Annotated in this window: 18 protein-coding genes; 14 read left to right on the forward strand and 4 right to left on the reverse strand. The window is 69.6% G+C overall.

What is annotated here, in order from left to right:
* Positions 1 to 363, forward strand: coding sequence for a hypothetical protein (locus tag FS845_RS10190; protein ID WP_144633880.1), 363 nt, complete (start codon positions 1 to 3; stop codon positions 361 to 363).
* Here FS845_RS10190 and FS845_RS10195 read toward each other — a convergent pair.
* On the reverse strand, positions 335 to 1,288 hold the full coding sequence (locus tag FS845_RS10195; RefSeq protein ID WP_144633884.1) for a LysR family transcriptional regulator: 954 nt from the start codon (positions 1,286 to 1,288) through the stop codon (positions 335 to 337). The genes FS845_RS10190 and FS845_RS10195 overlap by 29 nt on opposite strands.
* 167 nt (positions 1,289 to 1,455) lie before the next feature.
* On the opposite strand from FS845_RS10195, the gene FS845_RS10200 reads away from it, so the two are divergent.
* The 4 genes from FS845_RS10200 (at position 1,456) to FS845_RS10215 (ending at position 4,272) form a co-directional block, all read left to right on the forward strand.
* Entirely contained in the window at positions 1,456 to 2,208 is a 753-nt protein-coding gene (locus FS845_RS10200) for an SDR family oxidoreductase (protein ID WP_144633887.1), read from the forward strand.
* Between the two features lie 31 nt (positions 2,209 to 2,239).
* Entirely contained in the window at positions 2,240 to 3,166 is a 927-nt protein-coding gene (locus FS845_RS10205) for an SDR family NAD(P)-dependent oxidoreductase (RefSeq protein WP_144633890.1), read from the forward strand.
* The gene (locus FS845_RS10210; RefSeq protein ID WP_144633893.1) at positions 3,156 to 3,641 is read left to right on the forward strand and encodes a DUF1097 domain-containing protein; all 486 of its coding nucleotides are present in this window, start codon (positions 3,156 to 3,158) and stop codon (positions 3,639 to 3,641) included. Before FS845_RS10205 ends, FS845_RS10210 begins: the two co-directional genes overlap by 11 nt.
* A gap of 118 nt (positions 3,642 to 3,759) precedes the next feature.
* Complete coding sequence (locus tag FS845_RS10215) at positions 3,760 to 4,272, forward strand: DoxX family protein (RefSeq protein WP_144633896.1); 513 nt, start codon at positions 3,760 to 3,762, stop codon at positions 4,270 to 4,272.
* A gap of 44 nt (positions 4,273 to 4,316) precedes the next feature.
* Here FS845_RS10215 and FS845_RS10220 read toward each other — a convergent pair whose 3' ends face one another.
* On the reverse strand, positions 4,317 to 4,718 hold the full coding sequence (locus FS845_RS10220; protein ID WP_144633899.1) for a VOC family protein: 402 nt from the start codon (positions 4,716 to 4,718) through the stop codon (positions 4,317 to 4,319).
* Between the two features lie 171 nt (positions 4,719 to 4,889).
* Positions 4,890 to 5,819 carry a LysR family transcriptional regulator gene (locus tag FS845_RS10225; RefSeq protein WP_260986231.1) on the reverse strand — a complete coding sequence of 310 codons (930 nt, stop codon included), beginning with the start codon at positions 5,817 to 5,819 and terminating at the stop codon, positions 4,890 to 4,892.
* 87 nt (positions 5,820 to 5,906) lie between these two features.
* Between FS845_RS10225 and FS845_RS10230 the strand changes: the two genes are divergently transcribed.
* Positions 5,907 to 6,731, forward strand: coding sequence for an SDR family oxidoreductase (locus tag FS845_RS10230; protein ID WP_144633902.1), 825 nt, complete (start codon positions 5,907 to 5,909; stop codon positions 6,729 to 6,731).
* Between the two features lie 38 nt (positions 6,732 to 6,769).
* Positions 6,770 to 7,270 (forward strand): lipocalin-like domain-containing protein, encoded by a 501-nt coding sequence (locus FS845_RS10235; protein ID WP_222129980.1) that lies wholly within the window; start codon positions 6,770 to 6,772, stop codon positions 7,268 to 7,270.
* A 145-nt stretch (positions 7,271 to 7,415) separates the two neighbouring features.
* Here the strand turns inward: FS845_RS10235 and FS845_RS10240 are convergent, their stop codons facing one another.
* Positions 7,416 to 8,294: an SDR family oxidoreductase gene (locus FS845_RS10240; protein WP_144634581.1), complete on the reverse strand. Its 879-nt coding sequence runs from the start codon at positions 8,292 to 8,294 to the stop codon at positions 7,416 to 7,418.
* A 100-nt stretch (positions 8,295 to 8,394) separates the two neighbouring features.
* Between FS845_RS10240 and FS845_RS10245 the strand changes: the two genes are divergently transcribed.
* The 7 genes from FS845_RS10245 (at position 8,395) to FS845_RS10275 (ending at position 15,393) form a co-directional block, all read left to right on the forward strand.
* Positions 8,395 to 9,228: a helix-turn-helix transcriptional regulator gene (locus tag FS845_RS10245; protein ID WP_144633905.1), complete on the forward strand. Its 834-nt coding sequence runs from the start codon at positions 8,395 to 8,397 to the stop codon at positions 9,226 to 9,228.
* 79 nt (positions 9,229 to 9,307) lie between these two features.
* Positions 9,308 to 9,691 carry a VOC family protein gene (locus FS845_RS10250; RefSeq protein ID WP_144633908.1) on the forward strand — a complete coding sequence of 128 codons (384 nt, stop codon included), beginning with the start codon at positions 9,308 to 9,310 and terminating at the stop codon, positions 9,689 to 9,691.
* A gap of 374 nt (positions 9,692 to 10,065) precedes the next feature.
* On the forward strand, positions 10,066 to 11,073 hold the full coding sequence (locus tag FS845_RS26480) for a methionine ABC transporter ATP-binding protein (RefSeq protein ID WP_186332227.1): 1,008 nt from the start codon (positions 10,066 to 10,068) through the stop codon (positions 11,071 to 11,073).
* Positions 11,073 to 11,741 (forward strand): methionine ABC transporter permease, encoded by a 669-nt coding sequence (locus tag FS845_RS10260; RefSeq protein WP_144633911.1) that lies wholly within the window; start codon positions 11,073 to 11,075, stop codon positions 11,739 to 11,741. The genes FS845_RS26480 and FS845_RS10260 overlap by 1 nt, the downstream gene beginning before the upstream one ends.
* A 61-nt stretch (positions 11,742 to 11,802) precedes the next feature.
* Positions 11,803 to 12,681: a MetQ/NlpA family ABC transporter substrate-binding protein gene (locus FS845_RS10265; protein WP_144633914.1), complete on the forward strand. Its 879-nt coding sequence runs from the start codon at positions 11,803 to 11,805 to the stop codon at positions 12,679 to 12,681.
* Between the two features lie 4 nt (positions 12,682 to 12,685).
* Positions 12,686 to 14,011 carry an LLM class flavin-dependent oxidoreductase gene (locus tag FS845_RS10270; protein WP_144633917.1) on the forward strand — a complete coding sequence of 442 codons (1,326 nt, stop codon included), beginning with the start codon at positions 12,686 to 12,688 and terminating at the stop codon, positions 14,009 to 14,011.
* 2 nt (positions 14,012 to 14,013) lie between these two features.
* Complete coding sequence (locus tag FS845_RS10275; protein WP_144633920.1) at positions 14,014 to 15,393, forward strand: LLM class flavin-dependent oxidoreductase; 1,380 nt, start codon at positions 14,014 to 14,016, stop codon at positions 15,391 to 15,393.
* The last annotated feature ends 13 nt before the right edge of the window (positions 15,394 to 15,406 follow it).

Raw genomic sequence — 15,406 nt, forward strand, 5'->3', positions numbered from 1 at the left:
ATGGAAATACTGGGCTACCTGGGCTATGGCGCCATCGGGCTGGGGGTGATCTTCGTGGTCGCCGCCCTCTACGCGCAATCGGCGCTGTCCGGGCTGCTGGACTATTTCCGCGAGCAGCCGGCGCTGCTGGACCGCACGGGCTTCATTTCCGACCTGTACTTCGTCTTCGACCTGCCCAAGTGCCGGTACGGATTCGCGCGGTATCTGTACCGGCATCCCGTGCCGCCGCCCGAGATCGCGGCAAGGTTCCCCGACTATGCGCGGCTCAGGGCGATCTCGAACGCGGTGTTCGCCCTGCACATCGGAATGGGCGCGTACCTGGCGGCGCTGTTCGTCAGTTCGCTGCTCGCGCACCGGATGTAGATGGCTCTTCGGCGTGCTCCTGCAGCGCGCCGAAACGCTCGGCATATAGCCCCCGTGCCCAGTCGATGAACACGCGCACGCGCGGCGACAGCTGGCGGTGGAACGGGTAGAGCGCGCACACCGGCAGCGAGGGGCATTGCCAGTCGGCCAGCACCTGCACCAGGCGGCCGGCCTGCAGGTGCTCTTCCAGGCGGAAGCGCGGCACCTGGATCAGCCCGCAGCCGGCCAGGGCGGCGCTGGTATAGCACTCGGCGTCGCTGACCGACATCCAGCCGTTGCTGGGAAACTCCGCGACCGCCCCGTCCACGATGACGGAAAACGGATAGCGGTTGTCGTTGCCGCGCGAGAAGAAGCCGATGCCCTGGTGCCCGGCCAGTTCGGCCGGATGGCGGGGCGTGCCGTGCCGCGCCAGGTAGTCGGGACTGGCGCAGATGATCTCGGGCATGTCCGCCAGCTTGCGCACCACCAGCGACGAGTCGCGCGGCTGCCCCGCGCGCACGACGCAGTCGATGCCCTCCTTGACCAGATCCACCAGGCGGTCGCCGCTGCTGATCACCACGTCGATCTTTGGATAGCGTTCGCGGAACTCCATGATGCGCGGCAGGATGATCACCGTGGCGTGCACCCCGTGCAGGTCCAGCCGCAGCGTGCCATGCGGGTTGGCGACCTGCGTGCTCAACGACGTCTCGGCATCCTCCAGTTCGGCCAGCACGCGCTTGCTGCGTTCGTAGAAGGCCTGGCCGTCCAGCGTGGGCGTGACCTGGCGCGTGGTGCGGTCCAGCAGGCGGGCGCCCAGCCGCTTTTCCAGCGCCTTGATGGCATGCGTGGCGGTGGCGCGCGGGATGTCCAGCACGTTGGCGGCCTCGGTGAAGCTGCCCAGTTCCACGATGCGGGTGAAAAGATGCAATGCGTCCAGACGGTCCATGGCATTTCTTATTGTTGATGCTGGTTGAATTAACAAGGCAATTTGTTGGCATTTATCCATATCTTGTCAACGCGCATCATAGCTTCATGGCAGCGCTTGTGGGAACCGCGGGCGCCGCGGCCACCCGATCGCTTCCCTGCAACCCCATCCGTTTCGAGGAAACCACCATGAATTCCAAGCATTCATCCTCTCCCGCCTCGACCGCCATCGTCACCGGCGCGTCCCGGGGCATCGGCCGCGCCATCGCGCTGCGTCTGGCGGCCGACGGCTACAAGGTCGTCGTGAACTACGCGGGCAACACCAAGCTGGCGCAGGAGGTCGTCGCCGAGATCCAGCGCGCCGGCGGCGAGGCGATCGCCGTGCAGGCGGACGTGGCGCAGGCCGAGCAGGTCGAGCACCTGTTCAACGCGGCGCGCGATGCGTTCGGCGGCGTGGACGCGGTCGTGCACAGCGCGGGCGTGATGCCGCTGGCGCCCATCGCGCCGGAAAGCCTCGAGATCTTCGACCGGGTGGTGCAGACCAACTTGCGCGGCGCCTTCCTGGTGCTTGCGCACGCGGCCCAGCACGTGCGCGGCGGCGGCCGCATCGTGGCGCTGACGACCAGCGTGATCGCCAAGTCGTTCCCGCAGTACGGCCCCTACATCGCCGCCAAGGCCGGCGTGGAAGGGCTGGTGCGCGTGCTGGCCAACGAGCTGCGCGGCCGCAACGTCACCGTCAATGCCGTGGCGCCGGGCCCGGTGGCGACCGAGTTGTTCCTGGAAGGCAAGTCCGAGGAGCAGATCGCCCAGCTGGGCAAGGTCCCGCCGCTGGAACGACTGGGCCAGCCCGAGGACATCGCCGGGACGGTGTCGTTCCTGGTGGGGCCGGACGGCGGCTGGGTCAATGCGCAGGTGCTGCGGGCCAACGGCGGCTTCGCCTGAGCGCGGTCCGCCCCTTCACCAGGAGACTTCCATGAGCCAGATCATCCTGATCACCGGCGCGTCCAGCGGATTCGGCGCGCTGGGCGCGCGCGCCCTGGCGGCGGCCGGCCACGTGGTGCATGCCGGCATGCGCGATACGCAGGGGCGCAATGCCCCGCAGGTCGAGGCCCTGCAGGTCCATGCCGCCCGGCACCGGGTCGCGCTGCACGCGGTCGAGCTGGACGTACAGTCCGACGCGTCGGCGCAAGAGGCCGTGCGGCAGGTCATCGCGCTGCACGGGCGCATCGACGTGCTGGTGCACAACGCCGGGCACATGGTGTTCGGTCCGTCCGAGGCCTTCACGCCCGAGCAGCTGGCCCAGCTGTACGACGTGAACGTGCTGGGCACGCAGCGCGTCAATCGCGCGGCCCTGCCGCACCTGCGCGAACAGGGGCGGGGCCTGGTGCTGTGGGTCGGCAGCAGCAGCCATCGCGGCGGCACGCCACCGTACCTGGGGCCGTACTTCGCGGCCAAGGCGGCGATGGACGCGCTGGCCGTCAGCTATGCCGGCGAGCTGGCCCGCTGGGGCGTCGAGACCAGCATCCTGGTGCCCGGCGCCTTCACCAAGGGCACCAACCATTTCGCCCACAGCGGCCGTCCCGCCGACACCGAGCGCCAGCGGGCCTATGCGCAGCAGGCCTACGCGGGCTTCGAAGAGGAAATCCTGGCGGGCCTGGCCGGCTGCGAACCGGAAGACGCCGACGTGGCCACTGTGGCGCAGGCGATGGTCGACATCGTCGATCGTGCCCACGGGACCCGCCCATTCCGCGTGCACGTCGATCCGTCGGACGACGGCTGCGAAGTGGTCAACGCGGTCGCGGACCGCGTGCGCGCCGAGTTCCTGCGCCGCATCGGGCTGGCCGATCTTCTGTCGCCGCGCCGCGTCGCGATGTCCGAAGGAGCCTCCAATGGCCGCTGACGCCCGGTTCCTGAAGATCGTGGTGGGCGAGTCGGTCATCGCCTCGTCGGCCGCCACGCTGAGCGTGATGGCGCTGGAAGTGCCGGTGTGGGCCATGTTCGTCGGGTGGATCTCGTTCTTCACCCGCGGGCTGGACCTGCGGCAGGGCAGCGTCAATCTGGCGTGCGTGCTGATCGGCCTGCTGCTGGGCATCGGCGCGGCACACGCCACGGCCGCATTGACGCCGCTGCTGGGCAGCTACGCGATCACGGCAGTGGTCTTCGCCATCACCGTCATCGCGCTGTCCCTGGCGCGCGCGCCGGTGTTCAACAACCTGCTGGGCTTCTTCCTGGGCCTGGTGGCGTACTTCGCCTCGCACCAGCCGCCCTCGCTGTCGACCTTCGGGATGCTGGGCACGGCGGCGGCACTGGGCGCGGTGGCGGCCTGCCTGGCGCATGCATGGCAGAAGCGCCTGCGGCAAGGCGCGGCGCATTGATCCACGCGGCGGTGGTCGCCGCGGCCCCGCCGGCTTCCTGGCTTTTCACGTCTTCAGCTGTGCTTCGATCCGGCAATTTCCCGTGCCTCGCCGCACATCCACTTCAAGGACTACCGAGATGGAAACTACCCGAACCCGCACCGCCTCCGTTGCCCAGAACGGGCCCGCCGGCCACGACCGGTCGCTGTTTCCCGCGCTGGCGGCCGTCTGCGCGCGCGCGGAACCGTACTTCTACGCGCTGCTGCGCGCGGCATTCGGCCTCATCATGCTGACCCACGGGCTGCCCAAGCTGATGGGCGCTTCGCACGGCTCGATGGCCGATCCGATGGCGGGCTCCATCAACCTGATCCAGAACGTCATGGGCCTGCCGTTCGCGCCGCAGTTGGCCTTTTTGGTGATGCTGCTGGAAAGCGTGGGCGCCGTCATGCTGGCCGTCGGGCTGTGGACGCGCCTGGTGGCGCTGCTGATCGTGGCCGAGATGGCCGCCATCAGCTACGCCCTGGGGCCGACGTGGCCCTGGATCGACCGCGGCATCGAATATCCGGTGCTGATGGCGTTCCTGGCGCTGTACATGGCGGTGCGCGGCAGCGGCCCGATGGCGGTGGAGCGCAGGCTGGGCTGGGCGATCTGAGCGGTCGGGCCGGCGCCGTGCGCCCATTGGCAGGGGCGCCGCCGTCAGCCCATGTCGCCGCGGAACACGATGTGCACCTTGTTGCCGTCCGGATCGCGCAGGTAGGCGCCGTAGTACCCCGGCGCATAATGCGGCCGTTCGCCGGGCGCGCCTTCGTCGCTGCCGCCCGCCTGCATGCCTGCCTGGTAGGCCTGGTCGACGAGGGCCTGCGAGGACGCCAGGAAGGCGACCATGCTTCCATTGCCCGCGGTGCCCGGCTCGCCGTCAAAGGGCTCGTAGACGTAGAAGCGCGGCAATGCCTTGTCGGGGTCGACCCAGCAGGCGAATCCCTGCTTGCCATCCGGCTTGCCCGCGCGGCGCACCAGGCCCAGCGGGAACAGGATGGCATCGTAGAAACGTTCCGAGCGCTGCAGGTCCGTCGTGCCGACGGTGACGTGGCTGAACATGGTGTGGCTCCTGGGGTAGGGCGCCGTGCGGGCGCGGCATTCGGCGCGATGCGCCGCATGCGGCGTGCCCGTGCGTCCGACGGGCCGGGCCGGGCCGGCGGGCCACGGCGACGTCCGGCCCCCGGCGGGAGGGGGCCGGACGCGACTCCATTGGGTCGGGAACGCGGCGATTCACGCCATGTCGCGCGACGTCTCCTTGACCACGTCGATCAGCGCCCGCAGGCCCGGCGGCACGTGCCGGTTCGCGGGAAAGTACAGGAACAGGCCCGGAATCGGCGGACACCAGTCCTCGAGCACCGTCGCCAGCTTCCTGGATTTCAGATAGGGCGCGGCGTACGGTTCGGGCACGTAGGCAATGCCCAGCCCGTCGGCCGCCGCCTCGACCATCAACTGGCTGTTGTCCAGCGTCAGCGTGCCGGGCACGTCGATGGCCACCTCGTGGCCGCGCTTCCTGAACTCCCAACGATACCGCTTGCCGCTGGGCAGGCGCTGGCGGATGCACTGGTGCCGATGCAGGTCATCGGGCGTGCGCGGCGCGGGCGCGCGCTTGAGATAGCGCGGCGCGGCCACCGCGAGAAAGCGCAGTTCCGGACCCAGCCGCACGGCCACCATGTCCCGGGGCACGGCTTCACCCAGGCGGATGCCGGCGTCGAAGCCGCGCTCCACGATGTCGACCAGTTGTCCCTCGGCGGACAGGTCCAGTTCCACGCGCGGATACCGTGATCGCAGGGTCGGCACGACTGTCTGCAGCAGCAGGCGGATGGCGCCTTCGCTGCCGTTGATCCGCACCACGCCGCCGGGCTGGCCTGCCGCGGCCCTGGCCTCGGCCAGGGCCCCATCCAGGTCGTCCAGGATGGGCGCCAGGCGAGCCAACAGGCTTTCGCCATCCTGCGTCAGCGACACGCTGCGCGTGGTTCGGTTCAGCAGGCGTACGCCCAATCCGGCCTCCAGGCCGCGCATGGCATGGCTGAGCGCGGAATGGGACACGCCCATCACGTCGGCGGCGCGGCGGAAGCTGCGGTGCGCGGCCACCGCGACGAAGGCATTCAGGTCGGCCAGCGTGGGCGTCTTCATGGGCTCGTTCCGATTGGTTCGTTTCATTCACCACTTCATGCCGAATATACCGTCTTCCGGAGCCAATGGCCGATGGCTACCATGCCTGCATGCACTGACGAAAAAGGAGCTGACATGAGCAAGACATGGTTCATCACGGGCGCCTCGGCGGGCCTGGGCAGGTTGCTGGCGGAACGCCTGCTGGCGCGCGGCGACCGCGTCGTGGCCACGGCGCGGCGCGATGGGGCGCTGGACGATCTGCAATCCCGCCACGGCGACCGCCTGCGCGTTCTGAAGCTGGACGTGACCGACACGCAGGCGATCCGCGCCCGCGTCGGCGAGGCCTTCCAGGCGATGGGCCGCATCGACGTGGTGGTCAGCAACGCGGCGTATGGGCTGTTCGGCGCGGCCGAGGAACTGTCGGACCAGCAGATCGACCGCCAGATCGCCACCAACCTGACGGGCTCGATCCAGTTGATCCGCGCGGTCCTGCCGCATCTGCGCGCGCAGGGCGGCGGGCGCATCGTGCAGGTGTCGTCCGAGGGCGGCCAGATCGCGTATCCCGATTTCAGCCTGTACCACGCCACAAAATGGGGCATCGAAGGCTTCGTCGAGGCGGTGGCGCAGGAGGTGGGGCCGTTCGGCATCGACTTCCTCATCGTCGAGCCCGGCCCGACGCATACCAGCTTCGGCACGAACCTGGACCAGGCTGAGCCCATGGCCTGCTATGCGGACACGCCCTCGGGCGCGGTGCGGCGGGCCTTGGCGGACGGCGATTTCGGGCCATTCGGCGACGCGGGCAAGACGGTCGACGCGATGATTCCGGCAATGGATGCACCGAATCCGCCGCTGCGGCTGGCCCTGGGGCAGTCCGCGTACGAGTCGATCCGCAAGGCGCTGGCGCAGCGTTTGCGGGCGGTGGAGTCGCAGAAGGACGTTGCGTTGTCGGTGATGCCGTAGGTCCGATCATGGCGAACTGGCGACGAGGAGATCCGATCATGACCATGACCGCACGCCGCGCTGCCGCGCTTGCCGCGGCGGCGACAATGCTGTCCGCCACGGCCTGGGCCCAGGCGCCGAACAAGGTGCTGGGCACCTGGCGGATGGTGTCCGCCGAAATCGAGCAGGACGGCAGGACGCGGCCCGCGTACGGCGCCGCGCCCAACGGGCTGCTGGTCTTCACGCAGGACGGGCATTTCGTCGAGGTGCTGACCGACGCCGCGGTTCCCAGGTTCGCAAAGGACGCCCGCGGCCAGGGCACGGACGAGGAAAACCGGGCCGCGATGGCGGGCGGCATCGGCTTCTTCGGCACCTACACAGTGGATGCCGACGGTGAATTCAGCGGCAACCGCGTGACCGGGTCGACCTTTCCCAATTGGGTGGGCAGCGCGCGGACCCGCAAGGAGCTGCAACTGGTCGTGCAGGGCGACCGCATGACAGAGCGCTTCCAGCGGCCGGAGGGCAGCCAGGTCCACATCGTATGGCGGCGCGAAAGATAGGGCGCGGGAGCACGGGTAGCGGCGGGCTGCCCGGTGCACGGCCGTCTGCCACGGGCGGCCCGCCTCGTGGCCGTCCGGATATGCGGCGACCGCGGGACCAGAAGCGGGCGAGCCCCCGGCCCGGGCCCTGCCGCGTCCGGCATTCTCAGGCCTCGCAATAGTCGGGCTGGGCGAGATCCGCCAACAGCGTGGGCCCCCGAGGCTGCCATCCCAGCGCCGTGCGCGTGCCCGCGCTGGACGCGGGCATGTCGGCGCCGGCGAAGTCGGCGAACCAGCCGAAGTGCTCGCGGCCGCGCGGCGCCACGGGCAGGCCCAGCCGCCGGCCGATGGCCTGGGCAATGTCGTGCATGGCGATGCCTTCTTCCGCGATCGCATGGTAGACGGACGCCGTGACGCCGCTTTCCAATGCCAGGCGGTACAGCGTGCCGGCATCCGCCACGTGCACCGCCGGCCAGCGGTTGCTGCCGTCGCCGACATAGGCCGACACGCCCGTCTGGCGCGCCAGGCGGACCAGGATCGGAATGAAGCCGTGGTCGCCGACGCCATGCACGGAGGGCGCCAGCCGCACCGTGGCCGCGCGGATGCCGCGCCGCGCCAGTGCGATGGCGGCGGCCTCGGAGCGCCGGGGATAGCCGGGCGCGTCCGCGGGCAGGTCGGCTTCGGTGGCCACGCGGCCGGGCGCCAGCCGTGCCAGGCCCGACGTCGCCAGCAAGGGCTTGTCCGTGCCGGCCAACGCCTGCCCCAGGGCCTCGATGGCGCGCTGGTCCTGCATGGCGTTCTCGGCGAACTTCGAAAAGTCGTGGTTGAAGGCCGTGTGGATGACGGCGTCGCAGCGGCCGGCCGCCTCTGCCAGGCGCTCCAGGTCGTCCAGCGTGGCCTGCAGCACCTGCGCGCCTGCCCGCGACAGTTGCGCCGCCTTGTCCGGCGTCCGCGCCAGCCCAAGCACCTGATGACCGTGCGCCAGCAATTCCTGGACGACCCGCGAGCCGACCCAGCCCGTGGCGCCCGTGACGAATACACGCATATGCACGTCCTGTTTCCGTGTGCAGGGGCAGTGTGGCGGTCTTTGTCATCCTGTTAAAGTGTGGAGATTATCCAGGTATAACGTTCAACAGGATGCGCGCATGGCCAACGATTCCGCGCTCGGCGCCTATCTGCGCGAGCGCCGCGCCCGCCTCGATCCCGCGGCGCTGGGCTATCCGGCCGGCAGGCGGCGCACGCCGGGCTTGCGGCGCGAAGAGGTGGCGCAGCGCGCCAACATCAGTCCCACGTGGTACAGCTGGCTGGAGCAGGGGCGCGGCGGCCCGCCGTCGGCGCCGGTGCTGGACCGCATCGCGCAGGCCCTGATGCTGACCGAGGTGGAGCGCGAACACCTGTTCCTGCTGGGACTGGGACGGCCGCCGGAGGTGCGGTACCGGCCCGCCGAAGGCGTCACGCCGCGCCTGCAGCGCGTGCTGGATGCCATGGGCGCCTGCCCGGCGATGGTGCGCACGGCCACCTGGGACGTCGTCGCCTGGAACGCCGCGGCCGCGGTGGTGCTGACCGACTATGCCACGCTGCCGCCGGATCGCCGCAACGTGCTGCGCCAGATATTCCTGAATCCGCGCTCACGCGAACTGAACTTCGATTGGGAGGCGGTGGCGCGTTTCGTGGTGGGCGTGTTTCGCGGCGACGCGGCGCGCGCCGGGGCGGCGCAGACGGTGCAGCCGCTGGTGGACGAGCTGTGCCGCGACAGCGCCGAGTTCGCCGCGATGTGGCGGGACAACGACGTGCGCAGCTTCGGCGAGGGCATCAAGCGGCTGCGCCATCCGGTGTTGGGCACGATCGCGCTGGAGTACTCGTCCTTCGCGGTGGATGGCCGGCCCGACCTGGCCATGCTGGTCTATCACCCCGTCGAGCAGGCCGACGCCATGAAGATCCGCCGGCTGATCGAGGAGAGGGCGCAGCGCGCGGCGTGAGCGCGCCGGGGCACGCCCGGGCCGCGATGCGGATGCGGCATACTGGCCCCGCCGTTTCACCATCGCGAGGACGCTTTGCATGATCGACCATCTCGACCACCTGGTCCTGACCACCGCCGACGAGCAGGCCTGCATCGATTTCTACGTGGGCCTGCTGGGCATGACGCTGGAGACGTTCGGCCAGGGCCGCAAGGCCTTCAAGTTCGGCTCCCAGAAGATCAACCTGCACGTGAAGGGCGCGGAGTTCGAGCCCAAGGCGCACCTGCCGGTGCCGGGCGCGCTGGACCTGTGCTTCATTGCTTCCGAGCCGCTGGACGCGGTGATCGAGACGCTGAAGGCGCGCGGCGCGGCCATCATCGAAGGCCCGGTGCGGCGCACCGGCGCGAACTATCCGATCCGCTCGATCTACCTGCGAGATCCGGACCTGAACCTGATCGAGATTTCCGAACGCGCCGACGCGTAGGCGGACGCCACGCCTGCAGGCGCGGCGCGTGTTGCCGTCCAGGCTGGCGTTGAACAGGCCCTCGATGACGCCGGGCAGCCCCGGCGGATCAACGCGCGCCTACCGCCGCGCGCACGCAAAGGAAAAGACCGTTTCCCGCTAACGTTATTCCGTCAGGAACGGGGCGTGCGCGTGCGATATCAATATGGGAATTTATTCGTTTGGGGACGATGGCCTTCGCGCCAATAATCAAAAAAATTCAATGAATACCCCCAGAAGAACCAAGATTCCTGACATATGAATATCCCGATCGACATGGCCGGCGGCAAGCGCCGCGGCACCGCTCCCCAACGCATTTTCCATCGTCCGTTCCGCCGGTGAGCGACGCGGTGCCGATGAGTTCCATCTTCAGACTGGAGAACGTATCGAAGACGTTCTCGCGCGCCGGCGAAACCGTGCATGCCTTGAACGACGTGTCGCTGGGCATTCCCGAGGGCGCGTTCTTCGGCATCGTGGGCACGTCCGGCGCGGGCAAGAGCACGCTGCTGCGCCTGCTGAACCTGCTGGAGACGCCCACCCGCGGATCGATCCGGTTCCACGGCACCAGGATCGATGGCCTGAGGGGGCACGCGGCGCGGCAGTACCTGAGCCAGGTGGCCACGATCTTCCAGCACTTCAACCTGTTCCATGGCAAGACGGTGCTGGAGAACGTCGAATTTCCGCTGGCGGTGCGTGGCGTGCCGCGCCAGGTGCGCCGCAGGAAGGCCCAGGCCCTGGTCGACCTGGTGGGCCTGGCGGGCAAGGAAGGCGCCTATCCCTCGCAACTGTCGGGCGGGCAGAAGCAACGCGTGGGCATCGCCCGCGCACTGGTGTCGGACGCGCAGGTGCTGCTGTGCGACGAGGCCACCAGCGCGCTGGACTCCGAGACCACGACGGTCATCCTCGACCTGCTGCTGACGCTGAAGCAGCAACTGGGCCTGACCATCGTGCTGATCACGCACTCGTGGGACGTGGTGCGCCATGCGGCCGACTCGGTCACGCTGATCCAGCACGGCAGGACCGTGGAGACGGGACGCGTGCGCGACCTGCTGCACGATGCCGATTCGTACCTGGGCCGGCAGCTGCTGCCCGCGCCCGACCTGGGCCACGCGCCGCGCGAGGGCTGGGTACGCTACGACGTGATCCTGGCCGACGTGCGCGAGCAGAGCACTTTTTTCTCCGAGGCCGCGCGGCGGCTGGACGTGACCGCGTCGGTGGTCTCCGGCGGCGTGGAACGCCTGGGCGGCGTCGAGGCCGCGCGCTTCAAGGTGGACTTCGACCTGCGCGGCAAGGCCGCGAACGCGCGCGAGGCGCTGTCGTCCATCCTGCGCGAGAAAAGCATCGTGCTGGGCAAGGTGGCGTGATGGGCAAGCGCGACTGGACGCAATACCTGCCCGACTTCTGGGAAGCGCTGGGACAGACGCTGTACATGACCTCGCTGGCCGGCGTGCTGGTGATCGCGCTGGGCATCGCGATCGGGCTGCTGCTGTACCTGAGCGCGCCCGGCTCGTGGCGGCCCCGGCCGGTGCTGTACCACGCGGTGAACACGGTGGTGAACACGGGCCGCTCGATTCCTTTCATCATCCTCATCGTGATCCTGATTCCCGTGACGCGGCTGGTGGTGGGCACGCCGCTGGGATCCGCCGCGGCGCTGGTGCCGCTGACCATCGGCTTCACGCCGTTCTTCTCGCGGCTGATCGAGGCCAACCTGCGCGAACTGGACCAGGGCCGCATCGACGCCGCGCGCGCCATCGGCGTGACCACACCGCAGTTCATCTTCCGCATCCTGCTGCCGGAGTCGCTGTCCGGAATCATCGGCTCGGCCACGATCATCCTGGTGGGCCTGGTGGAGGGCACGGCCGTGGCCGGCGCCATCGGCGCGGGCGGCGTGGGCGACTTCGCCATGACCTTCGGCTACCAGCGCTGGTTCACCGAACTGATCGTGATCGCCGTCGTGGCGATGGTGGCCATCGTGCAGTTCATCCAGATCACGGGCGATGCCTGGGTCCGCCTGCGGCGCCACAAGCGCTGAGCGGCCGGCCGCGTCCTTCCACGGTTCCATCCCCCGATAGTCCAGAGAAAAGGAAGTCATCATGCCGCATGCCCCCGACCGCCGCAAAAGGCAATTCGTACTGGCTGCCGCCTGCGCGCTGGGCCTGCTGGCCGCCGGCAACGGCATGGCCGCGCAGGGCGCTGCCGTGCCCGGCGAGCCGCTGCGCATCTATGCCACCCCCACGCCGCAGGGCGACGTGCTGCGCTTCGTGCAGAAGCTGGCCGACAAGGACGGCCGCGGCCTGAAGCTGAAGGTGATCGAGAGCAGCCAGGGGCTGGACTCGAACGTGCTGCTGTTCAAGGGCGATGTCGAGGCCAACCTGACCCAGCACCGGCCGTACTTCGATTCGTGGATCGCCGCGCATCCCGAGGCCCGCGGCAAGCTGGTGAACGTGGCCACGGTGCTGGTCAACGTGTTCGGCCTGTACTCGGCCAAATACAGGTCGGTGAAGGACATTCCCGACGGCGCCGCGTTCCTCGTGCCCAACGAGCAGACCAACCTGCCGCGCGCGCTCTTCATCCTGCAGAACGAAGACCTGATCCAGCTGGCCCACGGCAAGTCGGACGGCTCGGCGGCGGCCGTGGCGATCGACGAGAAGAGCATCGTCGCCAATCCCCGCAAGTTCCGCTTCGTGCCCACCGAGACGCGGCTGCGCGCCAAGTCGCTGCCCGACGTCGAGGCGTCCTTCATCAACGGCGACATCGCGCTGACCAACGACGTCGATCCGCAATCGGCGCTGTCGCTGGAGGACAAGGCGAACAACCCGTACGCCAACGTGCTGACCACGCGGCAGGAGCTGGTGGACGACCCGCGCGTGCGCCTGCTGGCGCAGTACCTGACGGGCCCCGAGGTGGCGCGGTACATCACCGACAACTACAAGGGCTTCATCGTGCCGGTGCAGGCCACGTTGGTGCGGTGACCCGATGGCCGCCGCCGCTCCCCGCCGATTGCACCTGAACGTCAACGCCTGGCTGCAGGGCTTCGCGCCCTCGGCCTGGCGCGTGCCGGAGAACGATCCGCTGGGCTTCGTGGACGTGCAGCACTACGTGCGCGTGGCCCGCGTGGCGGAAGCCGGCAAGCTCGACGCCATCTTCCTGGCCGACTCGGTCGCAACGGACGGCCTGGCCACGGGCCCCATCACCGCGCTGGAGCCCACGCTGATCCTGACGGCGGTGGCCATGGCGACTTCGCGGCTGGGGCTGATCGCCACGGCATCCACCAGCTACAACGAGCCCTACAACATCGCGCGGCGCTTCGCGTCGCTGGACCTGATCAGCGGCGGCCGGGCCGGCTGGAACGTGGTGACCACCGCGGACCAGGCCTCGGCGCTCAGCTTCGGCCAGCAGGCCGTCCCCGACCATGCCACGCGCTATCGCCGCGCCGGCGAGTTCACCGAAGTCGTCAAGGGGCTGTGGAACAGCTGGCAGGACGATGCGCTGATCGCCGACCCGGTCTCCGGACGCTTCGTCGACACCGCTCGGCTGCATCCCGTGGCGCACGAGGGCGAGTTCTTCCGCGTGCACGGGGTGCTGAACCAGCCGCGCTCGCCGCAGGGCCATCCGGTGCTCCTGCAGGCGGGCGGCTCGGCCGACGGGCAGGCGCTGGCCGCGCGCCACGCCGAGGCGGTGTTCTCGGCGTCGCAGTCCTTCGACGAGGCGGTTTCCTACGCGCGGGGCCTCAAGCGCGCCGCGCAGGCGCTGGGCCGCGACCCGGACGGCATCAAGGTGTTCCCGGGCCTGGGCACCTTCGTCGGCGGCACCGAGGAAGAGGCGCGCCGCAAGCACCGCGAATTGATCGAACTGGTGCCGCCCGAGCATGCGCTCAAGCGCCTGGCCGGACGACTGGGGGTGCCGCACGACCTGCTGGACCTGGACAAACCCCTGCCTCAGGACCTGCCGCTGCCCAACGGCGGCAACGGCGGGCACACGTTCTTCCGCGCCATCCTGGCGCGCTCGCGGCTGCACGGCTACACGCTGCGCGAATTGCTGGCCGAGCTGGCCGGCGGCGGCGGGCATCGCGAGATCGTCGGCACGCCCGAGCAGATCGCCGACGACATCGCGCACTGGTTCCGGGGCGGCGCGGCCGACGGCTTCAACCTGATGCCCAGCCTGCTGCCCGGCGGGCTGCAGGACTTCGTGGACGGCGTCGTGCCGATCCTGCAGAAACGCGGCCTGTTCCGCACCGACTACGAAGGCAGCACCCTGCGCGAGCACCTGGGGCTGCCGATTCCTCCCGCGCACAAAGGATGACCATGACCCAATCCCGACGCCAGTTCAGCCTGGGCGCCTTCCTGATGCAGACCGGCCATCACATCGCAGGCTGGCGCCATCCGGACGCGCAGGCCGACGCCGGCACCAACTTCCGCCATTTCGTGGAACTGGCCCAGCTGGCCGAGGCCGCCAGGTTCGATGCGGTGTTCCTGGCCGATTCCTCGGGCGTGCGCAGCACGGACCTGGATTCGCTGGCGCGCACGTCCCGCGCGGCGTTCTTCGAGCCGCTGACGCTGCTGTCGGCGCTGGCGGCCGTGACCGAGCGCATCGGCCTGATCGCCACGGTGTCCACCTCGTTCCACGAGCCCTACAACGTGGCGCGCAAGTTCGCCTCGCTGGACCAGATCTCGGGCGGCCGCGCCGGCTGGAATCTGGTGACCTCCAGCAGCACGGCCGAGGCGCAGAATTTCAACCTGGACGCCTTGCCCAACCACGCGCAACGCTATGCGCGCGCCGCGGAGTTCCATGACGTGGTGCGCGGCCTGTGGGATTCGTGGGAGGACGACAGCTTTCCGCGCGACAAGGCCAGCGGCATCCACCTGGACCCGCAGAAGCTGCACGTACTGGCGCACCAGGGCGAGCACTTCCAGGTGCGCGGCCCGCTGAATGTCGGGCGTTCGCCGCAGGGGCATCCCGTGGTGGTGCAGGCGGGCGCCTCGCCCGCGGGCCGCGAACTGGCCGCGCGCACGGCCGAGGTGATCTTCGTGGCGCACCAGACCTTCGACGAGGCGCGCGAATTCTACGCCGACATCAAGGGCCGGTTGCCCGCGTACGGCCGGCATCCGGACGACGTGAAGATCATGCCGGGCATCTTTCCGGTGGTGGGGCGAACGCAGGCCGAGGCGGACGAGAAGTTCGGGCAGTTGCAGTCGCTGGTCGATCCGGTGGTGGGCCTGGCGCTGCTGTCCACGGTGCTGGGCGGCGTGGACCTGTCCGGCCTGGACGTGGACGGGCCCATTCCCGAACTGCCCGAGACCAACGGCCCCAAGAGCCGCCAGCACCTGCTGGTGGAGGCCGCGCGGCGCGACCGGCTGTCGATCCGCCAGCTGTATCTGCACATCGCGGGCGCGCGCGGCCACCAGCAGGTGGTCGGCACGCCGGCCGGCATCGCGGACCAGCTGCAGCAATGGTTCGAGGAGGGCGGCGCGGACGGCTTCAACATCATGGCGCCGTATTTCCCGGGCGGCCTGCGCGACTTCATCGAGCTGGTGCTGCCCGAACTGCGCCGCCGCGGCCTGTTCCGCACGGAGTACGAAGGGCGCACGCTGCGCGAGCACCTGGGGCTGCGGCGGCCGGCGTGGCCGTACGTGGCGCCGCGCCGGACGGCCGCCGCGCGCGGCGAAGCGCAGCGCGTGGCATGAGGCCGGCGCGCCT

This window comes from Bordetella genomosp. 13 (genome assembly GCF_007679965.1).
Lineage (GTDB): Bacteria > Pseudomonadota > Gammaproteobacteria > Burkholderiales > Burkholderiaceae_B > Bordetella.

What these genes read in the sequence shown, in the direction of transcription:
- FS845_RS10190 (WP_144633880.1), top strand. Translation starts at nt 1, where the DNA reads ATGGAAATACTGGGCTACCTGGGCTATGGCGCCATCGGGCTGGGGGTG.
- FS845_RS10195 (WP_144633884.1), bottom strand. Translation starts at nt 1,288, where the DNA reads ATGGACCGTCTGGACGCATTGCATCTTTTCACCCGCATCGTGGAACTG.
- FS845_RS10200 (WP_144633887.1), top strand. Translation starts at nt 1,456, where the DNA reads ATGAATTCCAAGCATTCATCCTCTCCCGCCTCGACCGCCATCGTCACC.
- FS845_RS10205 (WP_144633890.1), top strand. Translation starts at nt 2,240, where the DNA reads ATGAGCCAGATCATCCTGATCACCGGCGCGTCCAGCGGATTCGGCGCG.
- FS845_RS10210 (WP_144633893.1), top strand. Translation starts at nt 3,156, where the DNA reads ATGGCCGCTGACGCCCGGTTCCTGAAGATCGTGGTGGGCGAGTCGGTC.
- FS845_RS10215 (WP_144633896.1), top strand. Translation starts at nt 3,760, where the DNA reads ATGGAAACTACCCGAACCCGCACCGCCTCCGTTGCCCAGAACGGGCCC.
- FS845_RS10220 (WP_144633899.1), bottom strand. Translation starts at nt 4,718, where the DNA reads ATGTTCAGCCACGTCACCGTCGGCACGACGGACCTGCAGCGCTCGGAA.
- FS845_RS10225 (WP_260986231.1), bottom strand. Translation starts at nt 5,819, where the DNA reads ATGAAACGAACCAATCGGAACGAGCCCATGAAGACGCCCACGCTGGCC.
- FS845_RS10230 (WP_144633902.1), top strand. Translation starts at nt 5,907, where the DNA reads ATGAGCAAGACATGGTTCATCACGGGCGCCTCGGCGGGCCTGGGCAGG.
- FS845_RS10235 (WP_222129980.1), top strand. Translation starts at nt 6,770, where the DNA reads ATGACCATGACCGCACGCCGCGCTGCCGCGCTTGCCGCGGCGGCGACA.
- FS845_RS10240 (WP_144634581.1), bottom strand. Translation starts at nt 8,294, where the DNA reads ATGCGTGTATTCGTCACGGGCGCCACGGGCTGGGTCGGCTCGCGGGTC.
- FS845_RS10245 (WP_144633905.1), top strand. Translation starts at nt 8,395, where the DNA reads ATGGCCAACGATTCCGCGCTCGGCGCCTATCTGCGCGAGCGCCGCGCC.
- FS845_RS10250 (WP_144633908.1), top strand. Translation starts at nt 9,308, where the DNA reads ATGATCGACCATCTCGACCACCTGGTCCTGACCACCGCCGACGAGCAG.
- FS845_RS26480 (WP_186332227.1), top strand. Translation starts at nt 10,066, where the DNA reads ATGAGTTCCATCTTCAGACTGGAGAACGTATCGAAGACGTTCTCGCGC.
- FS845_RS10260 (WP_144633911.1), top strand. Translation starts at nt 11,073, where the DNA reads ATGGGCAAGCGCGACTGGACGCAATACCTGCCCGACTTCTGGGAAGCG.
- FS845_RS10265 (WP_144633914.1), top strand. Translation starts at nt 11,803, where the DNA reads ATGCCGCATGCCCCCGACCGCCGCAAAAGGCAATTCGTACTGGCTGCC.
- FS845_RS10270 (WP_144633917.1), top strand. Translation starts at nt 12,686, where the DNA reads ATGGCCGCCGCCGCTCCCCGCCGATTGCACCTGAACGTCAACGCCTGG.
- FS845_RS10275 (WP_144633920.1), top strand. Translation starts at nt 14,014, where the DNA reads ATGACCCAATCCCGACGCCAGTTCAGCCTGGGCGCCTTCCTGATGCAG.